This window comes from Nitrobacter winogradskyi (assembly GCF_006539545.1).
GTDB lineage: Bacteria > Pseudomonadota > Alphaproteobacteria > Rhizobiales > Xanthobacteraceae > Nitrobacter > Nitrobacter winogradskyi_A.
Genome location: NZ_BJNF01000016.1, coordinates 25,200 through 50,879 on the forward strand (window position 1 = coordinate 25,200; position 25,680 = coordinate 50,879).

A 25,680-nucleotide genomic window follows, 5' to 3' on the forward strand; every position below is an offset into this window, starting at 1 on the left:
GCGACCCGTCTAGCCGCCGCCAGCAGTGGCTGTTTGCTGCGTTCGATGGAACCGCAGCACCTGCTGCGCCGTGGACTGGCGCAGACGTTCATAAGTCTGCTTCGCGGCGTCGATATCCGTCACGTCGACCTGCGTCAGCTCGCGGCGCATGTCGATGATGGTTTTCACCGTCGCCCACGAAAGGCCGCCGACCTTGGCCAGGATAAGGACGCCTTCGGTCTCGGATTCGACCATCATTTTTTCGGCGATTGCGATCGAAACGTTGGCGAGGCAGGCAATGGCGGCATTGGTTTCGTCGAATTTTCTGGCTTCCGCGAACGAGGCGACTTCCTGCTCGTCCAGCCGTCCGTCTTCGTACAGCGATCTGACCAGTCCGTGTGCGATCGTGGTTTCCCTGCCGATGGCCTCTGGCGCCGAGCGCGCGCGCCGCGCCGCCTCGCTGACCACGGCCGAAACGTCGCTTGCCTGCTGGGGGTGAGCCGCTGCGAGACGCGCCCGTACCGTGGCGGAGGCCTGGGCGATCAGTTTCAAATAATGATGCCGCGGGATCGACGGCCGCATTCCGACGCAGGTCGTGATGTCATCGTCGCCTTCGGCGCGTTCGACCAGCCGCGTGAAGCCGAGTTCGGAAAATTCCGCGCCGGGATTGTTGACGGTGCTTTTGACAACGTCGTCGTTGCCCCGCTCGATCAGCGCGTCGGTGACCGCGGCGCTCAAGACCCTGCGCGTGGAGATCGCCAGCAAATGAGCCTGACTTTTGCTGCGGACGTTCTCGATCAGCGCATCATCGCCGAGCCGCTCGGATTGCGACAGCACCGGGGCGGCGACTTCGATCAGGTCGTCGAAGGCGAGGACGCGAATGATCTGCGGCGGAGCCTTGGGAACAGGAGCAAGACGCCTGGCAAGCAGCGCTTTCGCCGAACTCTCGATATGGAGGATCAGGCAGTTGAAAACGTCATCGAAGAGCGTGATCTGCTCGTCGGAATAATCGACCGTGCTGTTTACGAACAGGTCGGTGACCCGTCGCAGCGTTTCGACCCGCCGCGCGATCGTGCCATGGATGAGAACAGTCTGGAGCTCATCGAGCAGCCCCGCCGATCCTGCCGATTTGGAAGCCATGGCTCTGTCCTGGAGTGGCTCTGTGCTGGTGTCCGCAGTGATGTCCGGTCGTCCTGATCCGGAGATTGCGGCCCGCCGAACGCGGCGGAATCAATGTGGATGGCTAGCAGCGCAGGAATTTACGGCGAAAGCCTTAAAGTCCGGGGTATTCTGGTCCCCGGCGCGTCGAATATGTTTAATGCATTATTTCCAAACGGAAATTTCCGCCTGTCGGAACGGGTTGCAGATTTTGGTCCCGGATTCGGACAGCCTCTTGTGATGTGGCCCTCTCCAGGCCCCTCTGGCGCTTGCCCTTTCCGCCGATTCGGGCACAACCTAGCCACGGCCGGACGGCTGATATCTGTAAATTGAGAAGATTTTACTTTGCCAATCGAACCTTCTTTCCTGCAATCCCGACCAATTCCACGAGACGGCCAATGAGCGCGACACAGGCGGCTTCCGATGAAGCTCTGATTGCCCGGATCGCTCAAGGCGACCGCCTCGCCATGCAGGTGCTGTACGGGCGCCATCACGTCAAGGTCTTTCGGTTTGGACTGAGGCTCGTGCGGAGCGAACAGATCGCCGAAGACCTTATCAGCGAGGTTTTTCTCGATGTATGGCGTCAGGCTGGCAAGTTCGAAGGCCGATCCGCCGTCTCCACCTGGCTGCTGGCAATCATGCGTTTCAAGGCCCTTTCTGCGCTTCGCCGCAGGAAGGATGCCGAACTGGACGATGAGACGGCCAATGAGATCGAGGATCCGTCCGATGACCCGGAGGTAACGGTACAAAAAAAGGATACGGGAAACGCGTTGCGCAAGTGCCTGATGCAGCTTTCAGCGGAGCACCGGGAGATCGTCGATCTCGTCTACTATCACGAGAAATCCGTGGAAGAAGTCGCCGAGATTGTCGGAATTCCGGAGAACACCGTGAAGACAAGACTGTTCTACGCGCGCAAGAAACTGGCCGGTCTGCTGCAGGCAGCCGGGATAGAACGAGGATGGCCATGACAGTGGCGAAGAGGGTCGCGGACGGCGGGCCGGGAGATGTCGAAGGGCTGTTGCCATGGCATGCTGCCGGTACGCTGAGCGCGCGTGACACACGCCGGGTTGAGGAAGCGCTTGCGGGCGATCCGGGCCTGGCGAAGCAGTATGCGGTAATCCGGGATGAATACGCCGAAACCATTTCACTTAATGAAAGCCTCGGCGCTCCGTCCGCCGGCGCGATGCACAAGCTGTTTGCCGCGATCGACGCCGAGCCGGCAGCGCGGGTTCCGGTAGCGCGCGCCGGCCTGTTGGCGCGTCTATCGCGGTTCTTCAGTGATCTCTCGCCACGCACGCTGGCGGCGGCCGGCGCGGTCGGAGCGCTGGTGGTGGTGCTTCAGGCTGGCGTGATCGCCGCGATGCTGGTGCAGGATGATGGCGGCCGATCGTTCCAGACGGCGTCTCATCGCGCGCCGGATGCGCCATTGACCCGCGGACTGGGCGTGGAATCGGGACCACAGGCACTGGTGCGGTTCGCGCCGGACGCCCGCATGTCAGATATCGCTGAATTCCTGGACAGCTATCAGGTGACGGTTGTTTCGACCTCCCGCAATGGCCTGTTCCGGCTGCGCTTCGATCAGCACAAGGATCTTCCTGGCCTGTTGAGCAAGCTCCAGGGCGAAAGGATCGTCAACCTGGCGGTGCCTGCCGAGTAGCGGACGTGAACTTTGTTCCGATCGTGACCGGTTTCCGCCCTGAGGCACGAGAAAGACCACGATGGAGAACCGCGTGATGCGCCAGCGCATGACGGGCAGAATGAAATGGAGCGGCGCGCTCTTGGCCCTGACGGGTCTGTGCTGGCTCGCAAGCGATGCTTCGCCGGCCCATGCGCAAGGCAATATGCAAGGTTTCAGGGGCTCTCCGAGCTTCGGTATGCAGGGACGCGCGCCGATGCCATCGCCGGGTGGCGGCATGACCGGATTGCCTGACCGCGGCGGTGGATGGCGCGGCATGGGATCAGGTTTGGGCCTGGGTTTGGGGTACGGGCTGATGCTCGGCGCGACGGGAGCTTCCAGCAGGGCTCCCTATGTCGAAGTCCCTGACCGTGCCATCGAGCGCGACGGCGACGCGAACAGCCGGCCATCGCGTCCCCAGCCCCGCAAGACAGTCAGCCGTGAACGAAAACCGCGAAAGCCGGTTATCGGGGTCACGGCGTCAGGCATTTCCTACATTCGCTACGCGCACAACACCTTTCCGGCTTGCGCCCGCGGCAATGGCGCGATGAGCGGCGACTGCAACCGCCGTCCGTATGTGGCTGACCTCGGAGGCAATGGTCCGCCGCCCCAGGATCAGAACAGCGGGCCTCGTCGCAATGCGGGGCAGGCGGCGGTGACGCGCAACTATCTGCCCGGCGAGATCGTCGCCGAGACGGATGCGATGCCGGATGCGCAACTCACGGCGCTGGCGCGGCGGCACCGGTTGCAGCTAATCGTCTCGCAGAATTTTCCGCTGACCGGCAGTACGGTCAGCCTGTTCCGCATCACCGGGCGCCGGCCGGTCGAGGATCTGCAACGCGAACTGCGCGCCGATGAGGCCGTGCGGTCAGCGCAGCCGAACTTCCGTTATATTCTGCAAGATCAGAAAACGGAGGCCGTCACCGAAGGCGACCCTGCGCAATATGCGCTGGCGAAGCTGCGGCTGCCCGAAGCGCACAGGCTGGCGCATGGCAAGGGCGTCATTGTCGCGGTGATCGATTCCGCGATCGACGTCGATCATCCTGAACTCGCCGGCTCGATAGCGGCGAGTTTCGACGCGCTCGATGGCGAGGGCAAGCCGCACGTGCACGGCACCGGGATTGCCGGCGCGATCGTCGCCCATGCGCGGCTGATGGGGAGCGCTCCTTCCGCGAGGATTCTCGCGATCCGTGCGTTCGGCGTGACGCAGGGTGCGGCCGAGAGCACCTCGTTCACGATCTTGAAAAGTCTTGATCACGCGGCGGCTCATGGTGCGCGGATCATCAATATGAGTTTTGCCGGTCCGCAGGATGCGCTGGTCTCGCGCGGCATTGCCGCCGCCGCGGAGAAGGGCATCGTCATGGTGGCCGCGAGCGGCAATGCCGGACCGAAATCGCCGCCGCTCCATCCGTCAGCGGACGCCGGTGTGATCGCGGTCAGCGCGACCGATGTCGACGACCGGCTGTTCCCGGCCTCCAGTCGCGGCAGCCATGTCGCGGTCGCGGCTCCCGGCGTCGATATCTTCCTTCCTGCGCCGGACCGTAAGTATCAGATGACGTCGGGGACTTCGTTCTCCGCGGCTTACATCAGCGGTCTCGCCGCGCTGATCCTGGAGCGTCGCCCGGCGCTGAAACCCGGCGAAGTCCGGGCCATCCTGATGACGAGCGCGCGCGACCTCGGGACGCCGGGCCGTGACGATCTGTTCGGGGCCGGTCAGGCGGATGCGTATCGCGCCGTGCAGTCTGTCCCGGACGGCGCTGTTCCCGCCGCTGACAAGGAAATGCCGGCCATCGCGGTGTCCGATCCGGCGCTTGTCGTATCCGGTACCGCCGATGAAACGGCTGGTGACGCCGGGCCTTCCAGTGAGCCGCAGCCGGCGTCCGCGGGTCTGCAGTCGCGCGGTGCTGATCCGTCCGCGAAATAGACAACCTTTCCATACCCTTAAAAATTTTCAGATCGTCTTGAACGTTTTTCCGGGGCGTGACGACAGAACAAGTGTGGGAGGCCAAACTCCCCGAGGCTATATCAGGCGCGAGCGCCCATCCACCCCAGCGCCCATATGGCTTGACCCGTCCGGTTGTCCCCCCGGGCGGGTCTTCTCATTGATGGATTGTTCGAATGCCAAATTTCGGCCGTGGCGGAATGCGAATTTAACCTGCCTGTCGTCCGTAGGGGAGTTCTGATGGATTCATCAAACGGAACTCTTCGCCCGTAACTGAAGCTTCGGGTAAATGAGGCGCTTGGAATGAAAGAAGGAGCGAAAAATTGAGAATCATCTGGAACCTTAAACTCGCCGCCGCGGCCGCAGTGATGGCCGGACTCGTCGCAGTCCTTGGTAGTCACACCGCCTCGGCAGCTCCTTTGTCGCCAGCCGCGATTGTTGCTCCGGCAGGTGTCACGCCTGACGTTGAGCAGGTCCAGTATTACGGCTATGGACGCCGTTATTATCGGCCGCGATACGGCTTCGCTCCGAGATATGGCTTCGGCCCGAGATATGGATATGGTCGGGGATACTACGCGCCGCGTCGCTTCTATGGTCCCCGATACTATGCTCCCCGACGCTTCTATCGTTACTGAGTTCAAACCCCGCTTCGGCGGGGTTTTTTTTATGGCCTCAATGCTGGTCCCGCTCACGGTCCTATCCGTCTTGCGCTGCTGGGGAACGACCGGGTCATCTCCGGATTATATCCCGGCAACAAAAGGAGATTGCAATGGACTGGAATCGTGTCGAGGGAAGCTGGAAACAACTAAAAGGCGGGATCAAGGAGAAGTGGGGCAAGCTGACTGATGATGACCTTGATGTCATCAACGGCAAGCGCGAACAACTCGAAGGCAAAATCCAGGAGCGCTACGGATACCAGAAAGATCAGGCCAAGAAGGAAATCGACGATTGGTTCGGTAGCCAGAAATGGTAATCTTCAAACCCCGCCAAAAAGGCGGGGTTTTTCGTTGCAGGTCAGGTTTGTCTCGATCGGCGGGATCGCAAACCTGTCGACCAGCCGGCAGGATACCTCCCTCGATGTCCTGCGAAACCGGCGGTCCTTGCCGCCTGGAGCATTTTCGCTTCTGTTGAATCAGAAGCGAAGCTCTATGATTTTGATTTGACGCGTTTTCTTCGCGCGAACCGGATTCCATCTTCGGGTCGCGCCCGAGGACATGCTTCGCTCGAAAACGCTATAGTGCCAGCCTTCACAGTGGGGACATATTCGCGCCACAAAGTGCTGGACTTCGCCAAAGTTTTCCACAGAATATCCAGAAATTGCCTGAATTGATTCGTTCGTTGCGTCTGCGTCCGTTTTCCTCCTGCGGACTGTCCCCAACCATGACCCAACGATACGACGCCGGGCGCGCGCCCGACCTCGCTCAAGACATCCTGAATCGCTGGTGTGTGCTTGCCGAACAGCGGCTCGATTTTCTGATCGAGCTTTATGAAAGCGGCAGGTGGCGACGCTACCATTCCGAAAACGCCTTCATGGAAAACCTGCGCGAGGCGAAGACCGTCGTCGAAACCTGGCGCAGGCTGGCCCAGCGTGAGGCGACGCCGGACAATCGTGCATTCGACTGGTCGCGGCTCGATCGGCCCTCGGAACCCCCTCCCGCTCCTGACACCGGGCAGTCGTCAGCCGGAGCTGCGATACCTTATGCACCGCGGACGGTTATCGGCTTGCAAGAGTGTGCGACGCTGCGAGCGAAGGACGAAGCGCCGGCTGGAAAGAATGCGCGGGATGCTGACCGGCCCACCGGCGTTTTGCCGGATCTGAAAACCCTTCAGATGCGCTATCCGATCCTTCGATACGCCAGAACAGGGTGATCCGTCGCGAAGGAGTACGTCACGTCAGAGTCTTTGTGTTCTGACGCCTCGTCTTCACGCGAACCGGATTGCATCCTCGGGTCGGGCCGAGGACATGTTTCGCTCGAAAACGCGAACCTCGTTTCAACGCACCGCATTGGCGCCGATGACGATCTGCGTGAACTTGGCGGCGCCAGCGATGGAAAGATCCGGCGTCACGGGCCTGGCGTGGTCGAGTCCCACCACCGCGCCGCGCGGCGCATCCGAAATCACATTGGTGTTGACCAGCGCCGTGCCTGCGCCGTCCACGACCGAAACTCCGATGCCGATGAAGGTTTTACGGATGACGTTGCCCGTGATCGCGACATCGCGGAGATATTTACCCCAGCCCGCGATGATGCCGAACGACGGTGCGTTCTCGATGAGGTTTCCGGTCACCGACGTATCCGCCTCGATGTAGATGCCGATGCCGGCGTCGTCGTCGGGCGCGGTGCCGATCGGTCGTTTCGGCAACAGGTTGCGGATGATGTTGCCTTGTACGACCGCAAGCCGGCCGCCCTCGTTGAAGTTGCTGACGGAGACGCCGACCGCCGCGCCGTCCACGGTGTTGCCGGCGATCACCGCGCCCTCGAAGGCGAATTCGGAATAGAGCGCCACCTCGCGCACATTACTGATGCTGTTGCCGGTGATCTGAATGTTCGATGCCGAGTTGCCGCGCACGGCGGAGTAATCGCAGTCGCTGATGCGGTTGCCGCTGACGATGACATTGCCGGCGCGGAAGGCGTTGATGGCGTTGCCGTGCTGGCCGGAGCCGCCCTGGCCGGCCTTGATGTTCTCGATCCGGTTGCCGGTGACGATCGAGCCGTCGTCGCCGATGGCGGTGCGCAGGATCTCGACGCCGTTATCCCTTGTCTCGCGAATGGTGTTGCGCGCGACCGTCAACCCGAGCGCATCGAAGGAAACGATTCCCGTCGTTTCGATCTTCTCGATGAGATTGCCGCTGATCTCGCCGGCGGCATTTTCGAGCCAGATGCCGTTGCCGCCGCTGCCGGTGATCGCGCAATCCATAATCCGGACATCGCGGCCGCCGAGGCAATGGACCAGGCCGCGCCGATCGGGAAGGGGAATGCCGCCGCCATCGAGGGTGAGATTGCTGAGGCCGATGTGGTCGGCGCCCTCGGCTGCCAGCAGCGAAGCGCCGCCGGTGAAGGTCAGCGTGGTCGCGCCGCGCACGCCGACGAGTTGCGATCCCTTGGCGAGTTGCAGCGGTCCGGTGCGATAGACGCCGGGCGGCAACGCGAGCGGCGCGTTGACGCTCGCGGCCTCGTTGATCGCCCGTTGCAGCGCGCGGGTCTGGTCGCCGGTGGCGTTGGGCCGCACGCCATAATGAGCGGCGTCACGCCCCAGCGTCGATGTCAGCGCCGCCGCGCGGAGTGCATTCGCCGGCATCGCCAGCGCACCGATGATGCCGGCGGCGGAAGCTCCGAGGATATGGCGGCGGTCGATATCCATGGATGGCTGATCCTTTTGAGGCAGGCGAGCATCTTACGTCGATCGCGTTTTCGAGCAAGGCATGTCCCCGGGCTTGACCCAGGGATGGATACCGCTTCGCGTTAACGCGGCGGCGGGACCGCCGGATTGTGCGGCACGAACAACCGTCCGCGCTCGACAACGATCACGACGACCAAGGCGGCGATGGTGCAAAGGAAGGCGCTTGCTGTGAACGGCAGCATAGTTCCATCGAAATCCTGCCCGATCATGGCGCCGACGCCGCTGCCTATCAATGTCGTGATCGAGCCGAACAGGGATGAGGCGGTTCCGGCGATATGGCCTTGCGGCTCCATCGCGAGCGCGGTGAAATTCGAGAACATCAGCCCGAACGCGAACATCGTGCCGATCGCAAACGCGATGTAAACCGGAAACGACAGCCATCCCTGCCACGCCGCGAGCAGCGTCAGCATCGAGATCACAACCGATCCTGTCAGCGCGCCGTGCGAGATCACCCGCATGCCGAACCGCCCGACGATGCGCGCGTTCAACAGACCCGCGGCGGCGATGCCGATGGCGATCGCACCGAAGGCGAGCGGAAAATAATCGCCGAGGCCGTAGATGTCGGTGAAGATCTGCTGCGAGCAGAACACATAGGCGAACAGCACGCTCTGCACGCCGCCGGTGGCGAGCGCGTAGCCGATGGTTTGGCGGTTGGTAATGGTCTGGCGATAGGCATCCAACACGTTCGCGGCGGTCAGCGGCTTGCGCCCGGCGGGCGGCAGGGTCTCCGGCAATCGGAGCGCGCACCAAAGCAAAGCGAGCAGACCGTAGGCGGTCAGCACCACGAAGATGCCGCGCCATTCCGCGAACAGCAGAATCGCCTGACCGATCGACGGCGCAAGCACGGGCACCGAGATGAAGATCATCATCGCCAGCGACAGCACGCTCGCCATGCGCCGGCCGCTGTAGCAGTCGCGCACGATCGAGGTGGCGATGACGCGGGCGGCGGAACTTCCGACGCCCTGCAGCACGCGCGCCAGCAGCATCGTTTCAAACGAGGACGCGACCACCGACAACAGGCCAGCCGCGCTGTAGAGCAGCATTCCGCCGATCAGGATCGGGCGGCGGCCGAACCGGTCCGACAGCGGCCCCATGATGAACTGGCCCGCGCCGAAGCCGGCCAGATACACCGAGATCACGGCCTGGACATGATTGGGGTGAGCGATGGCGTAGGCATCGCGGACGTCCGGCATCGCCGGCAGCATCATGTCGGTGGCGATCGGGTTCAGCGCCATGATGCAGGCGACGAGGGCGACGAATTCAGGGAACCCTCTCGGCTGATGGGCTCGCGACACCCATCCGTCCATATCGGCGTCGGTCATCGATGTGTCTCGGAAGGATCGGTACGCAGCCTTATCGATGCCGCCAGAGTCTGGTTCAACCGCGTTGAATCAGACTCTGGCATTCTCTCTTTGCGATTGAGCACGATCATATCCGAAAACCGGTTTCCACTCTTCGGGATCATGCTCTGTTGCGCGGCACAGTGCCCGTTTCGAATATGGCTGTCCATTTGATTTGGCGGGTCTTGGCGCGCCCGAAAGCTCTATAGCCCCGTCTGCCGCGCCGCCTTCACCATTTCCATGAGCATGGCCTCGCCGGCATCGACGAGATGCGCCAGCGTCATGCCGCCGGGAACGGCAGCCGAGCCGTCGCGCTTCAGCGCCGGAATATGAATGAACGCGGCGAGGCGCGGGCCCGCCTGTTGATCGGCGGCCTCGATGGCGCGCCAGCAGAGATAATTGCAAAGATAGCTGCCGGCATCGCGCGAGGCGCGGGCGTCGATGCCGGTCAGCCGTGCCGCGCGCAGCAGCCTGAAAACATGCGGTCCGAAGGCGCGCGCATCCGCCGTGCCCGCGATCACGCCCTTGTGAATCCGCGCGCCGTCGAGGTCCGGCCAGATCGTCGTCATCGCGTTTCGCGTGCGCGTCTCGATCCGCAGCCAGCGGGTGCGCGCCGCCAGCCCGAACATCAGGAGCGCGTGCGGACGATGCGTTGCAAGGAGCTGCGGCAGTTCGGAATCCACCGTCGCATAGGCGACATCGAAGATGTGGGTTGTGATCGTAACGCCGTCCAGCGCGGGCCGGCGCAACTTGGCGAGTCGTTTGACCAGCGGAACAGTCGGATTGAACGGCGCGCCGGGAAAGGGGCCGAAGCCGGTGACGAGAATGCGGAGGGGCGTCGTCATGTCCGGGCAAAAGCGCGAAGCGCGTCTTCGTGCAGATGTCCCGGCCATCCACGTCGTGCCTTTGGAAGCCTGCCACAAGAAATGGCGTGGATGCCCGGCACACAGGCGAGCGAAGCGACGCCGTTCTTCGAACGGTTACGGCCGGGCATGACGGTCGCGGAAACAGTGCAATTCACCGCAACAACTCCGCGATCTGGCTTGCTCCCAGCGCCGGCGTGACGCGGCCCTCGGAGACCGCGGCCTCGGTCGCCTTCACTTTCGCGCGGATCGCGGGATCGTTGCGCAGGCGCGCCTTGATGCGATCCTCGAACATCGACCACATCCACTTCACCTGCTGCCGGCTGCGCCGTTGTGCGAACTCGCCGGATTTGTTCATCGCGGCGCGGTGCTCGACGATCTTCCGCCAAAGCTCCGGGATGCCTGATCCCGTCAGCCCCGAGTAAGTCAGCACCGGAGGAGACCAGTTTTCGGAGCGTGGGCTGAGAATATGAAGCGCGCTGCGATATTCGGCCGCCGCGCGGTTGGCGCGTGACAGGTTATCGCCGTCGGCCTTGTTCACCGCGATCATGTCGGCGAGTTCGACCAGACCTTTCTTGATGCCTTGCAGTTCGTCACCGGCGCCGGGCAGCATCAAGGCGAGAAAGAAATCCGTCATGTCGTACACGGCGGTTTCCGACTGTCCCGTTCCCACGGTTTCCACCAGGATCACGTCGAAACCCGCCGCCTCGCACAAAAGCATCGCCTCGCGCGTTCTGGCCGCGACGCCCCCGAGCGTTCCGGCGGCGGGCGAGGGCCGGATGTAGGCCGCTTCCGCCGCCGCCAGCCGCGCCATCCGCGTCTTGTCGCCGAGGATCGAGCCGCCGCTGCGCACGGAGGAAGGATCAACCGCCAGCACGGCGATCCTGTGGCCACGCGCGATCAGGTCCATGCCGAGCGCATCGATGGTGGTGGACTTGCCGACACCCGGTGAGCCGGTGATGCCGACGCGGATCGCGTTGCCGGTCGCCGGCAAAAGCTCCTGCACCAGTTCGCGCGCGGTAGCCTCGTGATCGGCGCGGCGGCTTTCGATCAGGGTGATACCGCGCGCCAGCGCCGCGCGGTTGCCAGCGCGAATATCGGCGGCAATGCTCGGGATAACGAGCGGGCGGTTCATTCGGCGTCAGGCTTTGTATCGGGAGGACGGTCGCCGCCGAAGATCGCAAGGCCCTGCGGCGACAGATGCGCCTTGAAGGTCTCCCACGGCACGAACACGGTATATGAACCCTCGGCGTAGGGACCGACTGCGTAGGGCGAGTAATGAAACGCCAGGCCGGCACTCTTTCCGGCCACGGTGGAAGGGGCCAGCGATATGGCTCCGACCTTCAGCAGCGCTGGCAATATGCCCTGATACCAGTCGATGTCGCCGGAATCCTCGATGCCGCGTTCCTTCTTCTCGGCCTTCACGGCGGCGATGGCGGCGTCGCGCAGCGCTTTCAGGGTCGGGCCGTTGTCGGCGGTTTCCTTGAAGAACGGACGGATGCTGATCTGCTTCCTCGTCTCATCGTTCCACAGAATCGTATCGATGAGCGTATTGGGATGCGCGCCGCCGGTATAGACATAGTCGGTGCGCACGATGCTGACGTACCGGCCGCCGACGTTCGACGTTTGGGCGTAGCTGCGTTCGAAGGTCCAGGCGCGACCGTCACGGAACAATTCCGGCGAAGCCTTGAACTCCTTCGCCGCATTCCCGCGGTTCTCCTCGATCCAATGCTTGCCTTCCGCGAGCAGGTTCTCCGCCAGCGGCGCATTGGTCCTGATCTGCTTTTCGAGCGTGACGCTGGCGTCGATGTATTTCATCTTGACGGCGGCGTCGGGCTTGGGTTCGGCTGCGATGGCGGGAGCGATGCCCGCGAGTCCCAGCACTGCCGCGAGACATGAAAGTTTCTGAAGCGCACTCACGATAGAACCGGGTCTGATGATCATGGCAATCCTCGTCATGGCCGGGCATAGCCGTTCGAAGAGCGGCGTCGCTTCGCTCGCCTATGTCCCGGCCTTCCACGTCCTGGAGTCCGGATCATAGAGACGTGGATGCGCGCGACAAGCGCGGGCATGACGGTCATTTGTGGAGATTTGAAAAACCCCTTCGCTACTCCACCGTCGCTTCGTGTCCAAGTCGCGCGCTGAGCTTGTGGATCAGGTCTTCGGCGGCGTCCGCGATCACCGTGCCGGGAGGAAAGATCGCCTCCGCGCCGGCTTTATAAAGCGCATCGTAGTCCTGCGGCGGCACCACGCCGCCGACGATGATCATGATGTCGTCGCGGCCCTGCTTTTTCAGCGCGGCCTTCAGTTCCGGCACCGTGGTCAGGTGCGCGGCGGCGAGCGAGGACACGCCGAGAATGTGCACGTCGTTTTCGACCGCCTGCCGCGCGGCTTCCTCCGCTGTCGCGAACAACGGTCCGATATCGACGTCGAAGCCGATATCGGCGAAGGCGGAAGCGATCACCTTCTGGCCGCGGTCGTGGCCGTCCTGGCCGATCTTGGCGACGAGAATTCGCGGGCGGCGGCCCTCGGCCTCATCGAAGGCGTCGATGAGCCGTTGCAGCTTCTCCACCTTGTCGGACATCGCGGACACCTCGCGCTTGTAGACCCCGGTGATCGACCTGATCTCGGCGCGATGCCGGCCGAACACCTTCTCCATCGCGTCGGAAATTTCGCCGACGGTCGCCTTGGCGCGCGCGGCGTCGATCGCGAGCGCCAGCAGGTTGCCGTTGCCTTCGCCGGCCGAGCGCGTCAGCGCCGCCAGCGCGGCATCGACATCCTCCTGCCTGCGCTCGCCGCGCAATCGTTTCAGTTTCTCGATCTGCAAGCGGCGGACGGCGCTGTTGTCGATCCTGAGCACGTCGATCGGCGTCTCATGCTCCGGCTTGTACTTGTTGACGCCGATCACGACCTGCGCCCCGGCATCGATCCTGGCCTGCGTCCGGGCCGCCGCTTCCTCGATGCGCAGCTTCGGCACGCCGGCCTCGATCGCCCTGGCCATGCCGCCGAGTTCCTCGACTTCGCGAATATGGCCCCAGGCCTTCGTTGCGAGGTCGTGCGTGAGCCGTTCGACGTAATGCGAGCCGCCCCAGGGATCGATGATGCGCGTAGTGCCGCTCTCCTGCTGCAGGAAAAGCTGGGTGTTGCGGGCGATGCGGGCGGAGAAATCGGTCGGCAGCGCCAGCGCCTCGTCCAGCGCGTTGGTGTGCAGCGATTGTGTATGGCCTTGCGTCGCCGCCATCGCTTCGATCGCGGTGCGGATCACGTTGTTGAAAACGTCCTGCGCGGTCAGCGACCAGCCGGAAGTCTGGCAATGGGTACGCAGGGAGAGCGATCGCGGATTCTTCGGATCGAAGGGCTTCATGAGCCTGGCCCATAACAGCCGCGCGGCGCGCATCTTGGCGACTTCCATGAAGAAGTTCATGCCGGTCGCCCAGAAGAACGACAGCCGCGGCGCGAAGCGGTCGATGTCCAGGCCTGCCTTGAGGCCCGCGCGGACATATTCGACGCCGTCGGCCAGCGTATAGGCCAGCTCCAGATCCTGCGTCGCGCCGGCTTCCTGCATATGGTAGCCGGAGACGGAGATGGAATTGTACTTCGGCATCCTGCGCGAGGCGTAGGCGAAGATGTCGGAGACGATCCGCATCGAAGGCGCGGGCGGATAGATGTAGGTGTTGCGTACCATGAACTCTTTGAGGATGTCGTTCTGAATGGTGCCCGAGAGTTTTTCCGCCGGGACGCCCTGTTCCTCGGCAGCCGCGACGAACAAGGCGAGGATCGGGAGCACCGCGCCGTTCATGGTCATCGATACGCTGATCCGGTCGAGCGGGATGCCGGCGAACAGCGTGCGCATGTCGTAGATGGAATCGATCGCGACGCCCGCCATGCCGACGTCGCCCGAAACGCGCGGGTGATCGGAATCGTAACCGCGATGGGTGGCGAGGTCGAAGGCGACCGACAGCCCTTTCTGGCCGGCGGCGAGATTACGCCGATAGAAGGCGTTGGAATCCTCCGCCGTCGAGAAGCCCGCATATTGCCGGATGGTCCAGGGCTGGTTGACATACATGGTCGGGTAGGGGCCGCGCAGGTAAGGCGCGATGCCGGGCCATGTGTCGAGGAAGTCGATCCCGTCAAGATCGGCTTCCGAATAGGCGGGTTTGACCGGAATGCCTTCCGGGGTCAGCCAGACTTCCGGGGATGGTTCGAAGCCGTCGGCGACGGGAGGCGCGACCCGCTCGAACGCCACGTCGGCGAAATCCGGAACGCGGGCCATCATCGTTCAGTCATGGTCCGGGTGCTGGTGGCTGATGATGGTCGCCATCTTCTCCGGTCCGTAATTTTCGGGCGTGGTATGGCTCGGCAGGTTGACGATGGTCGCAATCCAGCCGAGCCGGGATTCCGTTCCGTATTGTCCTGTCGGCACCAGCAGGTCGGGCCGGTCGAAAGCGCCGGTCATGATCTCGATGCAGGGGCCGCCGATACGGCTGAAGCTCAATGGCGTGCCGCAGGCGGGGCAGAAAGCGCGCTCCGCGATCGAGGACGAACGAAACGTCGCCGGCGTGCTTCTGGTCCAGCGAAAGTTCTCGCGCGGGATGTCGGCGAAAGACGCAAACGGCGCGCCGGTCGCTTTCTGGCACATCCGGCAGTGGCAGATGCTGATCCGCACCGGCGGGGCCGTCAGTGCGAAACGAATGGCGCCGCACTGGCATCCGCCGGTCAGCGACGGGCTCATCTGCTCTGTCATGGTCGCTCCAGTCGCTGCCAGACCTCGTTCAGCACCGCCAACGCATCGTTCCCCGCGAAGATGAAATCGCGTACGCCTGCCTGGCGCAACACAGGTTCCAGTTCATTCGGTCGTCCCGCCAGATAGATATGGCCTGCACCCGCGGCATGAAAGGCCCGCGCTGCGAGCATCGCCTGTTCGGCATAGACCTCATCCGAGGAGCACAGGCAGACCATTCGAGCGCCGGATGCCTTGAAGGCTTTGGCGAGCGCGTTTTCATCTTCTCGCCGAGCGGCGTCTTCAACATTTCCTCGCCGCGCGCCGGAGGAAAGCAAATCGACGGCCTCGATGCCCCCGGCCTCGAAAAAACTTCTGGCAAAGGCCGCGCGCGCGGCGAAGTCGGCAGGCGCGCCGAGAGTGGCGAGCAGGATCTTCGGCCGCGCGCCGGTGGCCTTGAGCCAATCGTCGGAACGATCGCGCAGTTGTTCGAAGGGGACGGCCAGCCGCATCGGCGTCAGCGCCTCGAAGCTGATTGTTGTCTTGCCGGAGGGCGCGAGCGTCACAGGCGCGACGTCGAGCACGTCGATCGGCGTTTCGTGCAGGTCAGGAAATTCGCTGATGCCGGTGAGCACGTCGCGCCGTTTTGCGACATTGGTCTGGCGCGCGTCGCGCGTCGCGGCGACGCCGCGCTGGATCAGGTTCTGTTCGAGCGCGGCGAACGCTCCGCCCGCTCTCTCGATATCCTGAAACAGCACCCAGCTCTTTTGACAAAGCTCATGCGTCAAGGTCTCGATGCCGCCCGAGCCTGCCGCCGGATCCGCGACTTTGGCGAGGTTGGCTTCCTCCAGCAGGATGAGTTGCGTGTTGCGCGCCATGCGTCGCGCGAAGGCGTCCGGCAGGCCCAATGCCTGCGTATGCGGAAGCACGCAGACGCTGTCAGCGCCGCCGAGACCTGCCGAGAATGCCGCGACGGTGGCGCGCAGCATATTCATGTAGGGGTCGCGCCGGGTCAGCATCCGCCATGCGGTTTCGGCGGCGATCAGCAACGGCTTCGGCGCGAGGCCGCAAGCCTGCTCGACCCGCGCCCACAACAGCCGCAGCGCGCGGAATTTGGCCAGCGTCAGGAACTGGTCGGCATCAGCGCTGAGCCGCGCGTGGATCATGCCGCGCGCGTCTTCGAGAACGACGTCGGCGCTTTCAAGTCCTCGAAGCCAGGCCACCGCCGACGCCAGGACGAAGGCGAGCTCCTGAGCCTCCGATCCGCCGGCGTCGTGGATCACGCGGCCGTCGGCGACAAAAAACGGCCCTTTGAATCCCCTGGCGGCAAGCGTCTTCGCGGCATCCGCCACGGCCGCAACGATCTCAGCCCGCGCGCCGGGGCTTGCTCCCGATACAGCGCAGGCGCCGAGCGGATCGAGGCCGAAGCGGATATCGCAGGTGGCCGGGTCGACTCCCTTGATCCTGATGTCGTCCGCGATCTGGAGCGCGCTCTCGCGCCACCGCGGGCCGGTCTGCAACTCGATGGTGATGCCTGCATCGAGGAAGACGCCGTCCAGCACTTTGGCGACAGCCTCGGCGGTTGGCGGCAGTCCGAAACCGCGCGCGCCATTGGCGCCTGCGAATACCAGCGTCAGGCCGCCGGCGCCGTTGTCGAGGTCGTGCAGCGCCTGCGTGTTGGCCAGCGCGGGATCGGGATGATCGATCCGCTGCATGATCCGCCATGGCGTGGCCGCGGCGCGGCCGGCGATCGGGGAGGCGCCTTCTGCGCGCGTATAGACCGGTTCGATCCGGAGACCGTCATAGGTCTTTCCCACCAGCCTCTCGAAGGGCGCGCCCTTCAGCACGCCATCGACCAGCTTGCGCCAGTCTGACGCTGTCGCCGGTGCGAAATCGGCTGCGAGCGGCGGATCGATGGGTTCATGGGGAGCAGCGGGCATTGTTCGCTCGTGTCCGGCAGAATCCGGATCATCAAAATGCCACGCGGCGGCGGACAAGCCAAACGGTCGTTTACGCGCGATCAGGAAGGTCGGGGAGGCGTTCGATTCCGGCGGTTGATATGTCGGCCAGCGCCCTGGCGGGCGTTCGCCCCGCGATCACGCGGTCCGGCGCGATTTCGGCAAGCGGAACCAGAACGAAGGCGCGCTCGAACAGGCGCGGATGCGGCAGCGTCAGCTCCGGCCTGTCGAGAACGGCGTCGTCATAGGCGATCAGATCGAGATCCAGCGTGCGCGGTCCCCAGCGTTGTTCGGCGGCGCGGTCGCGGCCGAATTTCTTCTCGATCTTCTGTAGTGTGAACAGCAGCGCGTGGGGGTCGAGGCCGGTGTCGATCTCGATGCAGGCGTTGATGAAGCGAGCCTGGTTCTGCTCGCCCCATGGCGGCGTGGCGTAGTCGGACGAACGGGCGAGCAGCGCGGCCTGCGCCATGCCGCGGATGTTGGCGATGGCCTTGCGGAACGTCTGCCTGACGTCTCCGACGTTGCCCCCTAGCGCGATCAGGACGCTGGCCATCGCGACGGCTAGTCCCTGCCGCGGGTGAGTGAAATGCCGACGTCGTCGAAGATCGCCGGGATCGGGGCGTGCGGTTTGTGGACGGTGATCGTGATCGTCCTCACGCGCGGATAAGCCGCCAGCACCGCATCGGCGACCGCTCCCGCGGCGCGTTCGAGCAGCTTGTAGTTGGCGTTCTTGAACGCGGCGCTGGCCGTCGCCACCACGCCGGCATAGGACACCGTATCGGCGAGACGATCGGTGCGGGAGGATTCGGACAGGTCGGTGGACAGTTCGATGTCCATCACGAAGCGCTGGCCGACCTCGGTCTCGTGCGCCATGACGCCGTGCTGCGCGTGAATCACGAGGCCGCGGATAAATATCGTATCGGTCATGGTTCAAATGATCCCGGCTGTGTTGCGGACTCGATGGCGTGCGCCACCCGCAGCGCCTGCACCGTCTCGGCCACATCGTGTGTGCGGATGATGCGCGCGCCGCCTCTTGCCGCGATCAGATGCGCGGCGAGCGAGCCGCCGAGCCGTTGTTGCGGCTCTGATGGCGTCACCGTGCTGATGAAGCGCTTGCGGGACGCGCCCACGAGAACCGGCAATCCGAAGGTCTGCAATTCGCCGAGCCGGGCCAGCGCGACCATGCTCTGTTCCGGCGTTTTGCCGAATCCGATGCCGGGATCGAGGACGATGCGGCTGGCGGGTATGCCGGCCTGCGCCGCGATCTTCAGAGATCGTTCGAAGAACGCTGTGATGTCCCGCATGATGTCGAGCGTGCCACCGGGCTTATCCCGGTTATGCATGATGATGACGGGCGCGTTGCGCGCGGCGACGACGCGGGCCATGTCGGGATCGCGCTGCAATCCCCACACGTCGTTGGCGATCGCGGCGCCGTTCCCGAGCGCCCACTCCACCACGGAAGACTTCATGCTGTCGATGGAGACGGAAATTCCAAGCGCGACCACCGCGGCGAACACCGGCTCCAGCCGCCGCATTTCCTCGTCGCGCGAGACCGGCTGCGATCCGTAGGGGCGGGTGGACTCCGCGCCGATATCGATGATGTCGGCCCCGTCCGCGATCATGCGGCGCGCCTGCGCCACGGCCCGGTCGGGTGTCATGAACTGACCGCCATCGGAGAACGAGTCGGGGGTGATGTTCAGGATCCCCATGACCGCCGGGCAGGGGCGCGACAGCAGCACCTCAAGCGCGGGATGACGCGCATCATCCGTCACAACGCTGGACATGGAATCCGCCGATGTCATGCGGTGGCTTTGCGCGGTCCCGGACATGCTGTCAAGGCGCGAAAAGCTTGTTCAGGGCAGCCCGGCTTGCAACGATGGAAAGCTCAATAGGTGATCTTGAGCGGAAGCTTTCGCGCGTGCGCGATCAGGTCGCCGATCGACTTTTCCGAGGGAAGGGCGCTGACAAGCTTGCGCCTGGCGTTCGCATCTTTCATGGCCTGAGCCAGCCGGGCCGGATTGCGGTGCGTGAGTTCCCGTACCGTCGTGACGCCGGCCGCGCGCAGCAGCTTGGTCTTGCCGTTGCCCATTCCGGGAATGCGCATGTAGTCGGCGAGGTTGGCCCACTCCAGCAGTTGCTGTTCGCTGATGCCGGTTCTGGCGGAGAGCGCCTTGCGGCCTTTCGACGTGCGCGCCGCTTCAAGGTAAGCGTCGGTTGTTCGAATGCCGATCGACCTCAGCTTCTTGGCCTCGAAGGCGCTCAGCCCTTCAAGCTTGGAGATCGAGTATGTCATGACGTTCGGGGATACCGCGATGCTTCTTGCGCGCCGGCGAACGTCGAACGGCCCATGCGCTTTCGGGAAGCCGCGATCGCGTTCTCCGCGCCGGCTTTCGCACCGAACATTGCTTCAATCCTGGACTGAATCTTGGATCGAACCTCGCCGGCCGGTCTTTCCTTGCTGCGAAAGATCGGAATCGTACCGACGGCCGCTCGCGCGACAGCGATGCCAGCTGTCGCGGCACGCCGCTCCACCAGATCGTTCATGGTACCCCGCCTCCGCCGGTTGCTCGCCGGCTCGTTATTTATACGTTCATCTTGATATGCCCGAGACGCGAAAGACAAGTCAGGAAACAGGACAAACGGCTGTTGACATGCAATCGCACCGCGAGTGTTGCCGAGATGCAAGACTCGCCTGCCTGAACTCAGGTCAAAAAGACGCGATCGTCTGCCGCCGGTTAGAATGATTCCGTGGCGATGATCCGCGTGTAGCTCGGGCCGGAAGATTTCGAGCGTTCTCGCGGCGTTTGGCCGGCTTCAATCGGCGCGGAACTTGAAGTAGAATAAGAGTTCGACGACGGATCACAAAAAGAGGCGCTCATGGCGAAGACCGCGACCGGGATCGGCGATACCGATCAGGGCATCTTCATCGGCAAGGGTGAGCAGCCGGTGTGGCTGACGCTGGGCCTCGCCAATCGACACGGTCTCGTCACCGGCGCCACCGGAACCGGAAAAACCGTATCGCTTCAGGTGATGGCGGAAGGATTTTCTCGCGCGGGCGTGCCGGTTTTCGTCGCCGATATCAAAGGCGATCTGTCCGGCATTTCAGAACCGGGCGAAGCCAGGGACTTCATCCTCGACCGCGCCGGGACGATGGGGCTTGAGTTCCAGCCCGATCAGTTCTCGACAATTTTCTGGGATGTTTTCGGTGAGCAGGGCCATCCGGTGCGCGCCACGGTGTCGGAAATGGGTCCGCTGCTGTTGTCCCGGATGATGGATCTGAACGAGACCCAGGAGGGCGTGCTCAACATCGCTTTTCGGGTGGCGGACGAGCAGGGATTGATGCTGCTCGACATGAAGGATCTTCGCGCCATCCTGTCCTTTATTGCCGAACGTGCGGCGGAACTGACGACGCAATACGGCAATGTGTCCAGGCAAAGCGTGGGAGCGATCCAGCGCCGGCTTCTGGTGCTCGAACATCAAGGCGGCGACAGGTTTTTCGGTGAGCCGGCGCTGGATCTGAATGATTTCATGCGCACCGATCGCGACGGCCGCGGCATGATCAACATTCTGGCCGCCGACAAGCTGATGCAGAACCCGCGGCTTTATGCGACGTTCCTGCTGTGGATGTTGTCGGAACTGTTCGAACGCTTGCCGGAGGTCGGCGATCCGCCGAAACCGAAGCTCGTGTTCTTCTTCGACGAGGCGCACCTTCTGTTCAACGACGCGCCCAAGGCGCTGATGGACAAGATCGAGCAGGTGGTGCGGCTGATCCGCTCCAAGGGCGTCGGGGTTTATTTCGTGACCCAGAATCCGATCGACGTCCCGGACAAGGTGCTCGCTCAACTCGGCAACCGGGTTCAGCATGCATTGCGCGCATTCACGCCCCGCGATCAGAAGGCCGTCGCCGCGGCGGCGCAAACGTTCCGGCCAAATCCGAAGCTGGACACGGCGCGGGTCATCACCGAACTTGGCAAGGGCGAGGCTCTGGTGTCGTGCCTCGAAGGCAACGGAACGCCGGCTGTGGTCGAGCGGGTGATGGTACGGCCTCCGTCTGCCCGGATCGGCCCGATCTCTCCCGAGGAACGCAAGGCACTCATTGCCCGCAGCCCGGTGAAGGGAAAGTACGACACCGCGATCGATTCCGAATCGGCTTACGAGCTGCTTCAGAAACGGGTCGAGGACACCGCGGCGGCGGCTGATGGATCGAACGGCGGCGTTCTTGGCCAGATCGGATCGATCGTCGGCAGCATATTCGGGACCAATACGCCCCGCGGCAGATTGTCGACCGGGCAGGTGATCGCGCGCAACGTCACGCGCTCCGTCACCAACAAGGTGGTTGGAGGCATCGTCGCCGATCTCGGCAAGTCGGTCGGCGGTTCGGTCGGCGGTTCGGTCGGTCGCGCGCTGGTGCGCGGCGCGCTGGGAGGACTGCTGCGGCGGTGAGCGCGCGGGCGGTTACGGGCTTCCGCCGCAGGGTTGCGCCTCGGCGGAGGCAAGCGACACCGTTTGCAGCGGGGAGCGCATCTGATAACGCAGAGCGCGCGGACGATGCCGCCGCGTGACAACGGAAAAATGCCCGTGCTGAGATGGCCGTCGCTCCGGCGCCCGCTGGATGTCCTGTTTCTCGTGGCCTGCATCCTGCTGACCGCCGACGTTCTTGTCCCCGAGATCTGGGGTCATGGCAAGACGAAGGATTATCCGCTGTGGTACTGGGCAGGGCAGCAGATCCTGCACGGCGGCGATCTGTATCCGCAGGGGCCGAACGACGGCTTTGCATTCCTTTACCCGCCGCTGTCGGCCATTCTGCTCGCCCTGCCGAGCGCCTTCGGAAAGCTTCCGCTTTATCTCGGCCTGTGCCTTCTCAATGCCGTCGCATGGTGGATGACGGCGCAGTTCTCCAACGCCATGACGGGGTCGGGCAAGACCCCTGATCCATGGCTTGAGGCCTTGCCGGGAATCGTCACGCTTCCCTTCGTCTTTGACATGTTCGATCTCGGGCAGCCCAACCTCGTTCTGCTTGCGATGATGCTGTTCGGGTTCTGGTGCCTGTGGCGCGGGAGCGGGTGGCTGTCGGGAGGCATGTTCGCGCTCGCGGCGGCCATCAAGGTCTTTCCCGTCGCCGTGCTGCCGTATCTGCTTTGGCGCCGCCATTGGAAAAGCGCGATAAGCATGGTCGCGTTCCTTGGCGTTTTGCTGCTTCTGGCGCCGGCTCCGATCCGTGGTTTCGACCGCAACGTCTCGGAACTGACCACATGGTACCGTGGAATGATCGGATCGAACTCGGAGCATGGGTTCGGGCAGCGTGACGCCCAGAACTGGTCCTGGGTCAATCAGTCCATCGTCGCGGTCACGCACCGGCTGGTGCGCCCGGTCAATTATAACCAGATCGATCCCGCCAAGCCGGCGCAATACATGAATGTCGCGGATGTCGATTACAGGACGGCGAACTGGATCGTGCTCGCCGTCTTCGCCGCGATAGGGCTGGGCTTCATCGCCATCATTCCCGCGCGGGCGAACATGACGCAGAGATCGATCGCCGAGGAGGTCGGGATTCTGTTCTGCCTGATGACGCTCGCTTCGCCGCTGGCGCGTCAATATTACTTCGTGTGGCTGTTCTTTCCGATCACGGTTCTGTTTCATCGCGCCGCGCTCGATGGCCGGCCCAAGGCGCGGGCGATCTCGCGTCTGGCGCTTGGCGCATCATTTGCGTTGATGGCGCTGTCGCTGCCGGTATTTCCGAAGATTCTTCAGGCCGCCGGAAACAACATCGCCGCGACTTTCGTGCTGGTGGCCGCATTGGTCTGGCATATTCTCAATCCGCCGCCGGCGCGCGATCCGCATTCGACCGCGCAACCGCGAATCTGAAAGATTGTCCGACCGCAATTCGAGGGGAAACAGAATGTCCGGTACATCGCAACTGCAAAACGTCCTCGACCACATCGATGCGGATTTCGACAACAGCCTGGAGCGGCTGTTCGCGCTGCTGCGCATCAAATCGATCTCGGCCGATCCAGCGTTCGTGGGCGACTGCAAGGCGGCCGCCGATCATCTCGCGGCCGATATCGCGACGCTGAATTTTGCTTCCGAGGTTCGCCCGACCGCGGGCCATCCCGCGATCGTGGCCAAAAGCAAAGGCAACACCGGGTCACGGCCGCATGTTCTGTTTTATGGCCACTACGATGTTCAGCCGGTCGACCCGCTGGATCTGTGGCATCGCCCGCCGTTCGATCCGGTTGTCACCAGCCATGCGGACGGGCGCAAGATCATCGTGGCGCGCGGCGCGGAAGACGACAAGGGCCAGCTGATGACGTTCGTCGAGGCCTGCCGCGCCTGGATGTCGGTGACCCGTTCACTCCCGCTTGACGTGACGATCCTGATCGAGGGCGAGGAAGAGGTGGGCTCGAAAAACTTCGTGCCGTTCCTCGAACAGAACAAGAAGGATCTCGCCGCGGATTTTGCCTTGGTGTGCGACACCGGCATGTGGGATCCCGACACGCCGGCGATCACCACGTCGCTGCGCGGATTGGTCTATGAGGAAGTGATCATCAAGGCCGCGAACCGCGACCTGCATTCCGGCCTTTTCGGCGGCGGCGCTCAGAACCCGATCAGGATCCTGACGCGAATCCTCGGCGATCTCCATGATGATGACGGCCGCATCGCGATTCCCGGTTTCTATGATGACGTGAAGGATTTGCCGCCCCAAATCCGCGCTCAATGGGCTGAACTCGATCTGACGCCGGATCGATTCCTGAAGCCGATCGGGCTTTCGATCCCTGCCGGTGAAAAGGATCGCCTGCTGATCGAGCAGCTGTTGTCGCGGCCGACCTGCGACATCAACGGAATTGTCGGTGGCTATACGGGAGAAGGTTCCAAGACGGTCATTCCCGCGCAGGCGTCGGCGAAAATCTCGTTCCGCCTCGTCGAGGGTCAGGTGCCCGGCAGGATACGCGACGCCTTCCGTGCTTTCGTGAAGGAGCGGGTGCCGGCCGACTGCTCCGTCGCGTTTCTCGATCACGCCGGCGCGCCCGCGATTGCGCTGGACTGGAATATGAAGCCGCTGGCGGCGGCGAAGCAGGCCTTGACCGAGGAATGGAATAAGGAAGCGCTGTTGATCGGCTGCGGCGCGTCGATTCCGATTGTTGCCGATTTCAAGACGTCGCTGGGGCTCGACACCGTGATGGTCGGCTTCGGCCTTGAAGACGACAACATCCATTCGCCCAACGAGAAGTACGACCTGAAAAGTTTTCACAAGGGAATCCGGTCGTGGGCCCGGATTCTCGCCGCGCTGGCCGAGGCGCCGCGTTGAAGCTATCTTGCATGTGACAACGCCGCCCGGAATTGGGCGGCGCTGGAGTCGACGTGCAGAGGGATGATGGCCGAGCCTACATCAAATCCGCCGCCAGACAAGTTCGGATGGGCCTCGCTCGAAAACGCGTCAAAACAGAGTCTTTCAGCGTTTCCATGATGCGGTGAAAGACTTCGATGCCGCTGAATTGAACCATTTTCGCCGCCCGAAGTTAACCCCTTCGCCATCGTGTCGCCGATAATGGCGGCTGGATCGGTAGGCGGCGGGGCGGATGGCATGGCGGCCAGGCGCGCTCGTCAGGGGGAGCTTTGGATGAGCGTACTTTCGATCGCCGGGTTCGGTGTGTTCGTGACCGGTCTGGTGATGGTCGCCTTCGGAATTCCCATCAAGGAGTTCAGCTTCGGCGATACCATGATCGTATCGGGCGCGGTCGTGACCTGTACCGGTCTGATAATGGTCAGCCTGTCGGTCGTTGTCCGCGAACTGCAAAAGGTCGCGGACCTACTCGGTTCCGGAGACCGGTTCGGCTCAGGAGACCGGTTCGGCTCCGGAGCGGTTACCGTCCACCACAGTAGCATGCATGCAGAAGATGTCCGCGTGCCCATTCCACCGGGCCGGCCAATCGCGGATAGTCCACCGTTGGCGGACGGCGGTCGGCTAGCGCCAGCTGCGGGAAGTGATCTGCGCGCCGCCCCCTCTGTCCTGTCGCAACGCCGGCAGGGGCAAGCGCCCGAGCGCGATCACGCGCCCGCCGACCGCGATCGCGCGACAGTTGCTCCCGTCCCGGATGCCGAATTCCAGGCATCCTCCGACCAGCCTTCGCAGCCGAAGCCACGGCGCAATCTTCTGTTTGCATCCACGGTCAGGGAGCGCGAGCAGGGGCGCGCGGAACGGTCCGGCCTGTCCGCGCCTGCGGTCCATCCTGCCGATCATGAAATGCCCAGGCCGGCATCGAGACCGGCAACGAGAGGCGATCAACTGGCCGGCGCTGCGGATCGTAACGTTTCCCCGGCCACTGTTTCTCCGGCCACTGTTTCTCCAACCACTGTGCTGAGGTCGGGTGTTGTCAACGGAATGGCCTATTCGCTCTATTCAGATGGCGCGATCGATGCCCAACTCCCGGAAGGAGTGGTGCGATTTGCGTCGATTGATCAATTGCGCGCGCATCTCGATCAGGGTTCCGGCGGATCGTCTCCAGGAGCATGATCCGATCAGCTGAATCGGACCATACTCCAGAAGCTATTGTCTGGTCGCATTTCCTTGCGGCGAACCGGCATCCACTTCGCCGGAAAATGCTCAAAATAAACTCTGTGTGTGTCCGTGTCGTTCTTGTCATGCCC

At 63.4% G+C, this 25,680-nt stretch carries 24 protein-coding genes; 10 read left to right on the top strand and 14 right to left on the bottom strand.

The window, feature by feature from the left end; translation table 11 throughout:
- Positions 1–9: 9 nt before the first annotated feature.
- Positions 10–1,119 (bottom strand): DUF2336 domain-containing protein, encoded by a 1,110-nt coding sequence (locus NWI01_RS03065; RefSeq protein WP_141382478.1) that lies wholly within the window; start codon positions 1,117–1,119, stop codon positions 10–12.
- A 416-nt stretch (positions 1,120–1,535) separates the two neighbouring features.
- Between NWI01_RS03065 and NWI01_RS03070 the strand changes: the two genes are divergently transcribed.
- From NWI01_RS03070 to NWI01_RS03100, 6 genes are all read left to right on the top strand, one after another.
- Positions 1,536–2,105, top strand: a complete 570-nt coding sequence (locus NWI01_RS03070) for a sigma-70 family RNA polymerase sigma factor (protein WP_141382479.1) — start codon at positions 1,536–1,538, stop codon at positions 2,103–2,105.
- On the top strand, positions 2,102–2,794 hold the full coding sequence (locus NWI01_RS03075) for a hypothetical protein (protein ID WP_141382480.1): 693 nt from the start codon (positions 2,102–2,104) through the stop codon (positions 2,792–2,794). The genes NWI01_RS03070 and NWI01_RS03075 overlap by 4 nt, the downstream gene beginning before the upstream one ends.
- Before the next feature lie 76 nt (positions 2,795–2,870).
- On the top strand, positions 2,871–4,736 hold the full coding sequence (locus NWI01_RS03080) for a S8 family serine peptidase (RefSeq protein ID WP_141382587.1): 1,866 nt from the start codon (positions 2,871–2,873) through the stop codon (positions 4,734–4,736).
- A gap of 341 nt (positions 4,737–5,077) precedes the next feature.
- Complete coding sequence (locus NWI01_RS03085; protein WP_244613624.1) at positions 5,078–5,389, top strand: hypothetical protein; 312 nt, start codon at positions 5,078–5,080, stop codon at positions 5,387–5,389.
- 134 nt (positions 5,390–5,523) lie between these two features.
- Complete coding sequence (locus tag NWI01_RS03090) at positions 5,524–5,727, top strand: CsbD family protein (RefSeq protein WP_141382481.1); 204 nt, start codon at positions 5,524–5,526, stop codon at positions 5,725–5,727.
- Positions 5,728–6,134: 407 nt separating this feature from the next.
- The gene (locus tag NWI01_RS03100) at positions 6,135–6,623 is read left to right on the top strand and encodes a TIGR03809 family protein (RefSeq protein WP_141382482.1); all 489 of its coding nucleotides are present in this window, start codon (positions 6,135–6,137) and stop codon (positions 6,621–6,623) included.
- 123 nt (positions 6,624–6,746) lie between these two features.
- On the opposite strand, the gene NWI01_RS03105 is transcribed toward NWI01_RS03100, so the two are convergent.
- From NWI01_RS03105 to NWI01_RS03165, 13 genes are all read right to left on the bottom strand, one after another.
- Entirely contained in the window at positions 6,747–8,114 is a 1,368-nt protein-coding gene (locus NWI01_RS03105; protein ID WP_141382483.1) for a TIGR03808 family TAT-translocated repetitive protein, read from the bottom strand.
- A 101-nt stretch (positions 8,115–8,215) separates the two neighbouring features.
- Entirely contained in the window at positions 8,216–9,475 is a 1,260-nt protein-coding gene (locus tag NWI01_RS03110) for a multidrug effflux MFS transporter (protein ID WP_141382484.1), read from the bottom strand.
- Positions 9,476–9,696: 221 nt separating this feature from the next.
- A complete protein-coding gene (locus NWI01_RS03115; RefSeq protein WP_141382485.1) occupies positions 9,697–10,338 on the bottom strand; it encodes a pyroglutamyl-peptidase I in 642 nt (213 codons plus the stop codon).
- A gap of 172 nt (positions 10,339–10,510) precedes the next feature.
- The gene (gene meaB / locus NWI01_RS03120) at positions 10,511–11,491 is read right to left on the bottom strand and encodes a methylmalonyl Co-A mutase-associated GTPase MeaB (RefSeq protein ID WP_141382486.1); all 981 of its coding nucleotides are present in this window, start codon (positions 11,489–11,491) and stop codon (positions 10,511–10,513) included.
- The gene (locus NWI01_RS03125; protein WP_141382487.1) at positions 11,488–12,300 is read right to left on the bottom strand and encodes a DUF3298 and DUF4163 domain-containing protein; all 813 of its coding nucleotides are present in this window, start codon (positions 12,298–12,300) and stop codon (positions 11,488–11,490) included. The genes meaB and NWI01_RS03125 overlap by 4 nt, the downstream gene beginning before the upstream one ends.
- 163 nt (positions 12,301–12,463) lie before the next feature.
- A complete protein-coding gene (gene scpA, locus NWI01_RS03130) occupies positions 12,464–14,629 on the bottom strand; it encodes a methylmalonyl-CoA mutase (RefSeq protein WP_141382589.1) in 2,166 nt (721 codons plus the stop codon).
- A gap of 6 nt (positions 14,630–14,635) precedes the next feature.
- Entirely contained in the window at positions 14,636–15,100 is a 465-nt protein-coding gene (locus NWI01_RS03135; RefSeq protein ID WP_141382488.1) for a GFA family protein, read from the bottom strand.
- On the bottom strand, positions 15,097–17,016 hold the full coding sequence (locus NWI01_RS03140; protein WP_141382489.1) for a methylmalonyl-CoA mutase subunit beta: 1,920 nt from the start codon (positions 17,014–17,016) through the stop codon (positions 15,097–15,099). Before NWI01_RS03140 ends, NWI01_RS03135 begins: the two co-directional genes overlap by 4 nt.
- Before the next feature lie 70 nt (positions 17,017–17,086).
- Positions 17,087–17,587 (bottom strand): 2-amino-4-hydroxy-6-hydroxymethyldihydropteridine diphosphokinase, encoded by a 501-nt coding sequence (folK, locus tag NWI01_RS03145; protein ID WP_141382490.1) that lies wholly within the window; start codon positions 17,585–17,587, stop codon positions 17,087–17,089.
- An 8-nt stretch (positions 17,588–17,595) separates the two neighbouring features.
- Complete coding sequence (gene folB, locus NWI01_RS03150) at positions 17,596–17,961, bottom strand: dihydroneopterin aldolase (protein ID WP_141382491.1); 366 nt, start codon at positions 17,959–17,961, stop codon at positions 17,596–17,598.
- The gene (gene folP, locus NWI01_RS03155) at positions 17,958–18,836 is read right to left on the bottom strand and encodes a dihydropteroate synthase (protein WP_141382492.1); all 879 of its coding nucleotides are present in this window, start codon (positions 18,834–18,836) and stop codon (positions 17,958–17,960) included. Before folP ends, folB begins: the two co-directional genes overlap by 4 nt.
- An 83-nt stretch (positions 18,837–18,919) precedes the next feature.
- On the bottom strand, positions 18,920–19,327 hold the full coding sequence (locus NWI01_RS03160; protein WP_141382493.1) for a DUF4332 domain-containing protein: 408 nt from the start codon (positions 19,325–19,327) through the stop codon (positions 18,920–18,922).
- Positions 19,324–19,578, bottom strand: a complete 255-nt coding sequence (locus NWI01_RS03165; protein WP_141382494.1) for a hypothetical protein — start codon at positions 19,576–19,578, stop codon at positions 19,324–19,326. Before NWI01_RS03165 ends, NWI01_RS03160 begins: the two co-directional genes overlap by 4 nt.
- 333 nt (positions 19,579–19,911) lie before the next feature.
- Here NWI01_RS03165 and NWI01_RS03170 point away from each other — a divergent pair, with 333 nt between their 5' ends.
- From NWI01_RS03170 to NWI01_RS03185, 4 genes are all read left to right on the top strand, one after another.
- Positions 19,912–21,477 (top strand): helicase HerA-like C-terminal domain-containing protein, encoded by a 1,566-nt coding sequence (locus NWI01_RS03170; protein ID WP_141382495.1) that lies wholly within the window; start codon positions 19,912–19,914, stop codon positions 21,475–21,477.
- A 129-nt stretch (positions 21,478–21,606) separates the two neighbouring features.
- Positions 21,607–22,899 (top strand): glycosyltransferase family 87 protein, encoded by a 1,293-nt coding sequence (locus tag NWI01_RS03175; protein ID WP_141382590.1) that lies wholly within the window; start codon positions 21,607–21,609, stop codon positions 22,897–22,899.
- Positions 22,900–22,933: 34 nt separating this feature from the next.
- On the top strand, positions 22,934–24,340 hold the full coding sequence (locus NWI01_RS03180) for a M20/M25/M40 family metallo-hydrolase (RefSeq protein WP_141382496.1): 1,407 nt from the start codon (positions 22,934–22,936) through the stop codon (positions 24,338–24,340).
- Positions 24,341–24,652: 312 nt separating this feature from the next.
- Complete coding sequence (locus tag NWI01_RS03185) at positions 24,653–25,546, top strand: hypothetical protein (RefSeq protein ID WP_141382497.1); 894 nt, start codon at positions 24,653–24,655, stop codon at positions 25,544–25,546.
- Positions 25,547–25,680 lie beyond the last annotated feature (134 nt).

Coding starts and splice junctions, on each gene's coding strand:
- NWI01_RS03065 (WP_141382478.1), bottom strand. CDS start 1,119: ATGGCTTCCAAATCGGCAGGATCGGCGGGGCTGCTCGATGAGCTCCAG.
- NWI01_RS03070 (WP_141382479.1), top strand. CDS start 1,536: ATGAGCGCGACACAGGCGGCTTCCGATGAAGCTCTGATTGCCCGGATC.
- NWI01_RS03075 (WP_141382480.1), top strand. CDS start 2,102: ATGACAGTGGCGAAGAGGGTCGCGGACGGCGGGCCGGGAGATGTCGAA.
- NWI01_RS03080 (WP_141382587.1), top strand. CDS start 2,871: ATGCGCCAGCGCATGACGGGCAGAATGAAATGGAGCGGCGCGCTCTTG.
- NWI01_RS03090 (WP_141382481.1), top strand. CDS start 5,524: ATGGACTGGAATCGTGTCGAGGGAAGCTGGAAACAACTAAAAGGCGGG.
- NWI01_RS03100 (WP_141382482.1), top strand. CDS start 6,135: ATGACCCAACGATACGACGCCGGGCGCGCGCCCGACCTCGCTCAAGAC.
- NWI01_RS03105 (WP_141382483.1), bottom strand. CDS start 8,114: ATGGATATCGACCGCCGCCATATCCTCGGAGCTTCCGCCGCCGGCATC.
- NWI01_RS03110 (WP_141382484.1), bottom strand. CDS start 9,475: ATGACCGACGCCGATATGGACGGATGGGTGTCGCGAGCCCATCAGCCG.
- NWI01_RS03115 (WP_141382485.1), bottom strand. CDS start 10,338: ATGACGACGCCCCTCCGCATTCTCGTCACCGGCTTCGGCCCCTTTCCC.
- meaB (WP_141382486.1), bottom strand. CDS start 11,491: ATGAACCGCCCGCTCGTTATCCCGAGCATTGCCGCCGATATTCGCGCT.
- NWI01_RS03125 (WP_141382487.1), bottom strand. CDS start 12,300: ATGATCATCAGACCCGGTTCTATCGTGAGTGCGCTTCAGAAACTTTCA.
- scpA (WP_141382589.1), bottom strand. CDS start 14,629: ATGGCCCGCGTTCCGGATTTCGCCGACGTGGCGTTCGAGCGGGTCGCG.
- NWI01_RS03135 (WP_141382488.1), bottom strand. CDS start 15,100: ATGACAGAGCAGATGAGCCCGTCGCTGACCGGCGGATGCCAGTGCGGC.
- NWI01_RS03140 (WP_141382489.1), bottom strand. CDS start 17,016: ATGCCCGCTGCTCCCCATGAACCCATCGATCCGCCGCTCGCAGCCGAT.
- folK (WP_141382490.1), bottom strand. CDS start 17,587: ATGGCCAGCGTCCTGATCGCGCTAGGGGGCAACGTCGGAGACGTCAGG.
- folB (WP_141382491.1), bottom strand. CDS start 17,961: ATGACCGATACGATATTTATCCGCGGCCTCGTGATTCACGCGCAGCAC.
- folP (WP_141382492.1), bottom strand. CDS start 18,836: ATGACATCGGCGGATTCCATGTCCAGCGTTGTGACGGATGATGCGCGT.
- NWI01_RS03160 (WP_141382493.1), bottom strand. CDS start 19,327: ATGACATACTCGATCTCCAAGCTTGAAGGGCTGAGCGCCTTCGAGGCC.
- NWI01_RS03165 (WP_141382494.1), bottom strand. CDS start 19,578: ATGAACGATCTGGTGGAGCGGCGTGCCGCGACAGCTGGCATCGCTGTC.
- NWI01_RS03170 (WP_141382495.1), top strand. CDS start 19,912: ATGGCGAAGACCGCGACCGGGATCGGCGATACCGATCAGGGCATCTTC.
- NWI01_RS03175 (WP_141382590.1), top strand. CDS start 21,607: ATGCCCGTGCTGAGATGGCCGTCGCTCCGGCGCCCGCTGGATGTCCTG.
- NWI01_RS03180 (WP_141382496.1), top strand. CDS start 22,934: ATGTCCGGTACATCGCAACTGCAAAACGTCCTCGACCACATCGATGCG.
- NWI01_RS03185 (WP_141382497.1), top strand. CDS start 24,653: ATGAGCGTACTTTCGATCGCCGGGTTCGGTGTGTTCGTGACCGGTCTG.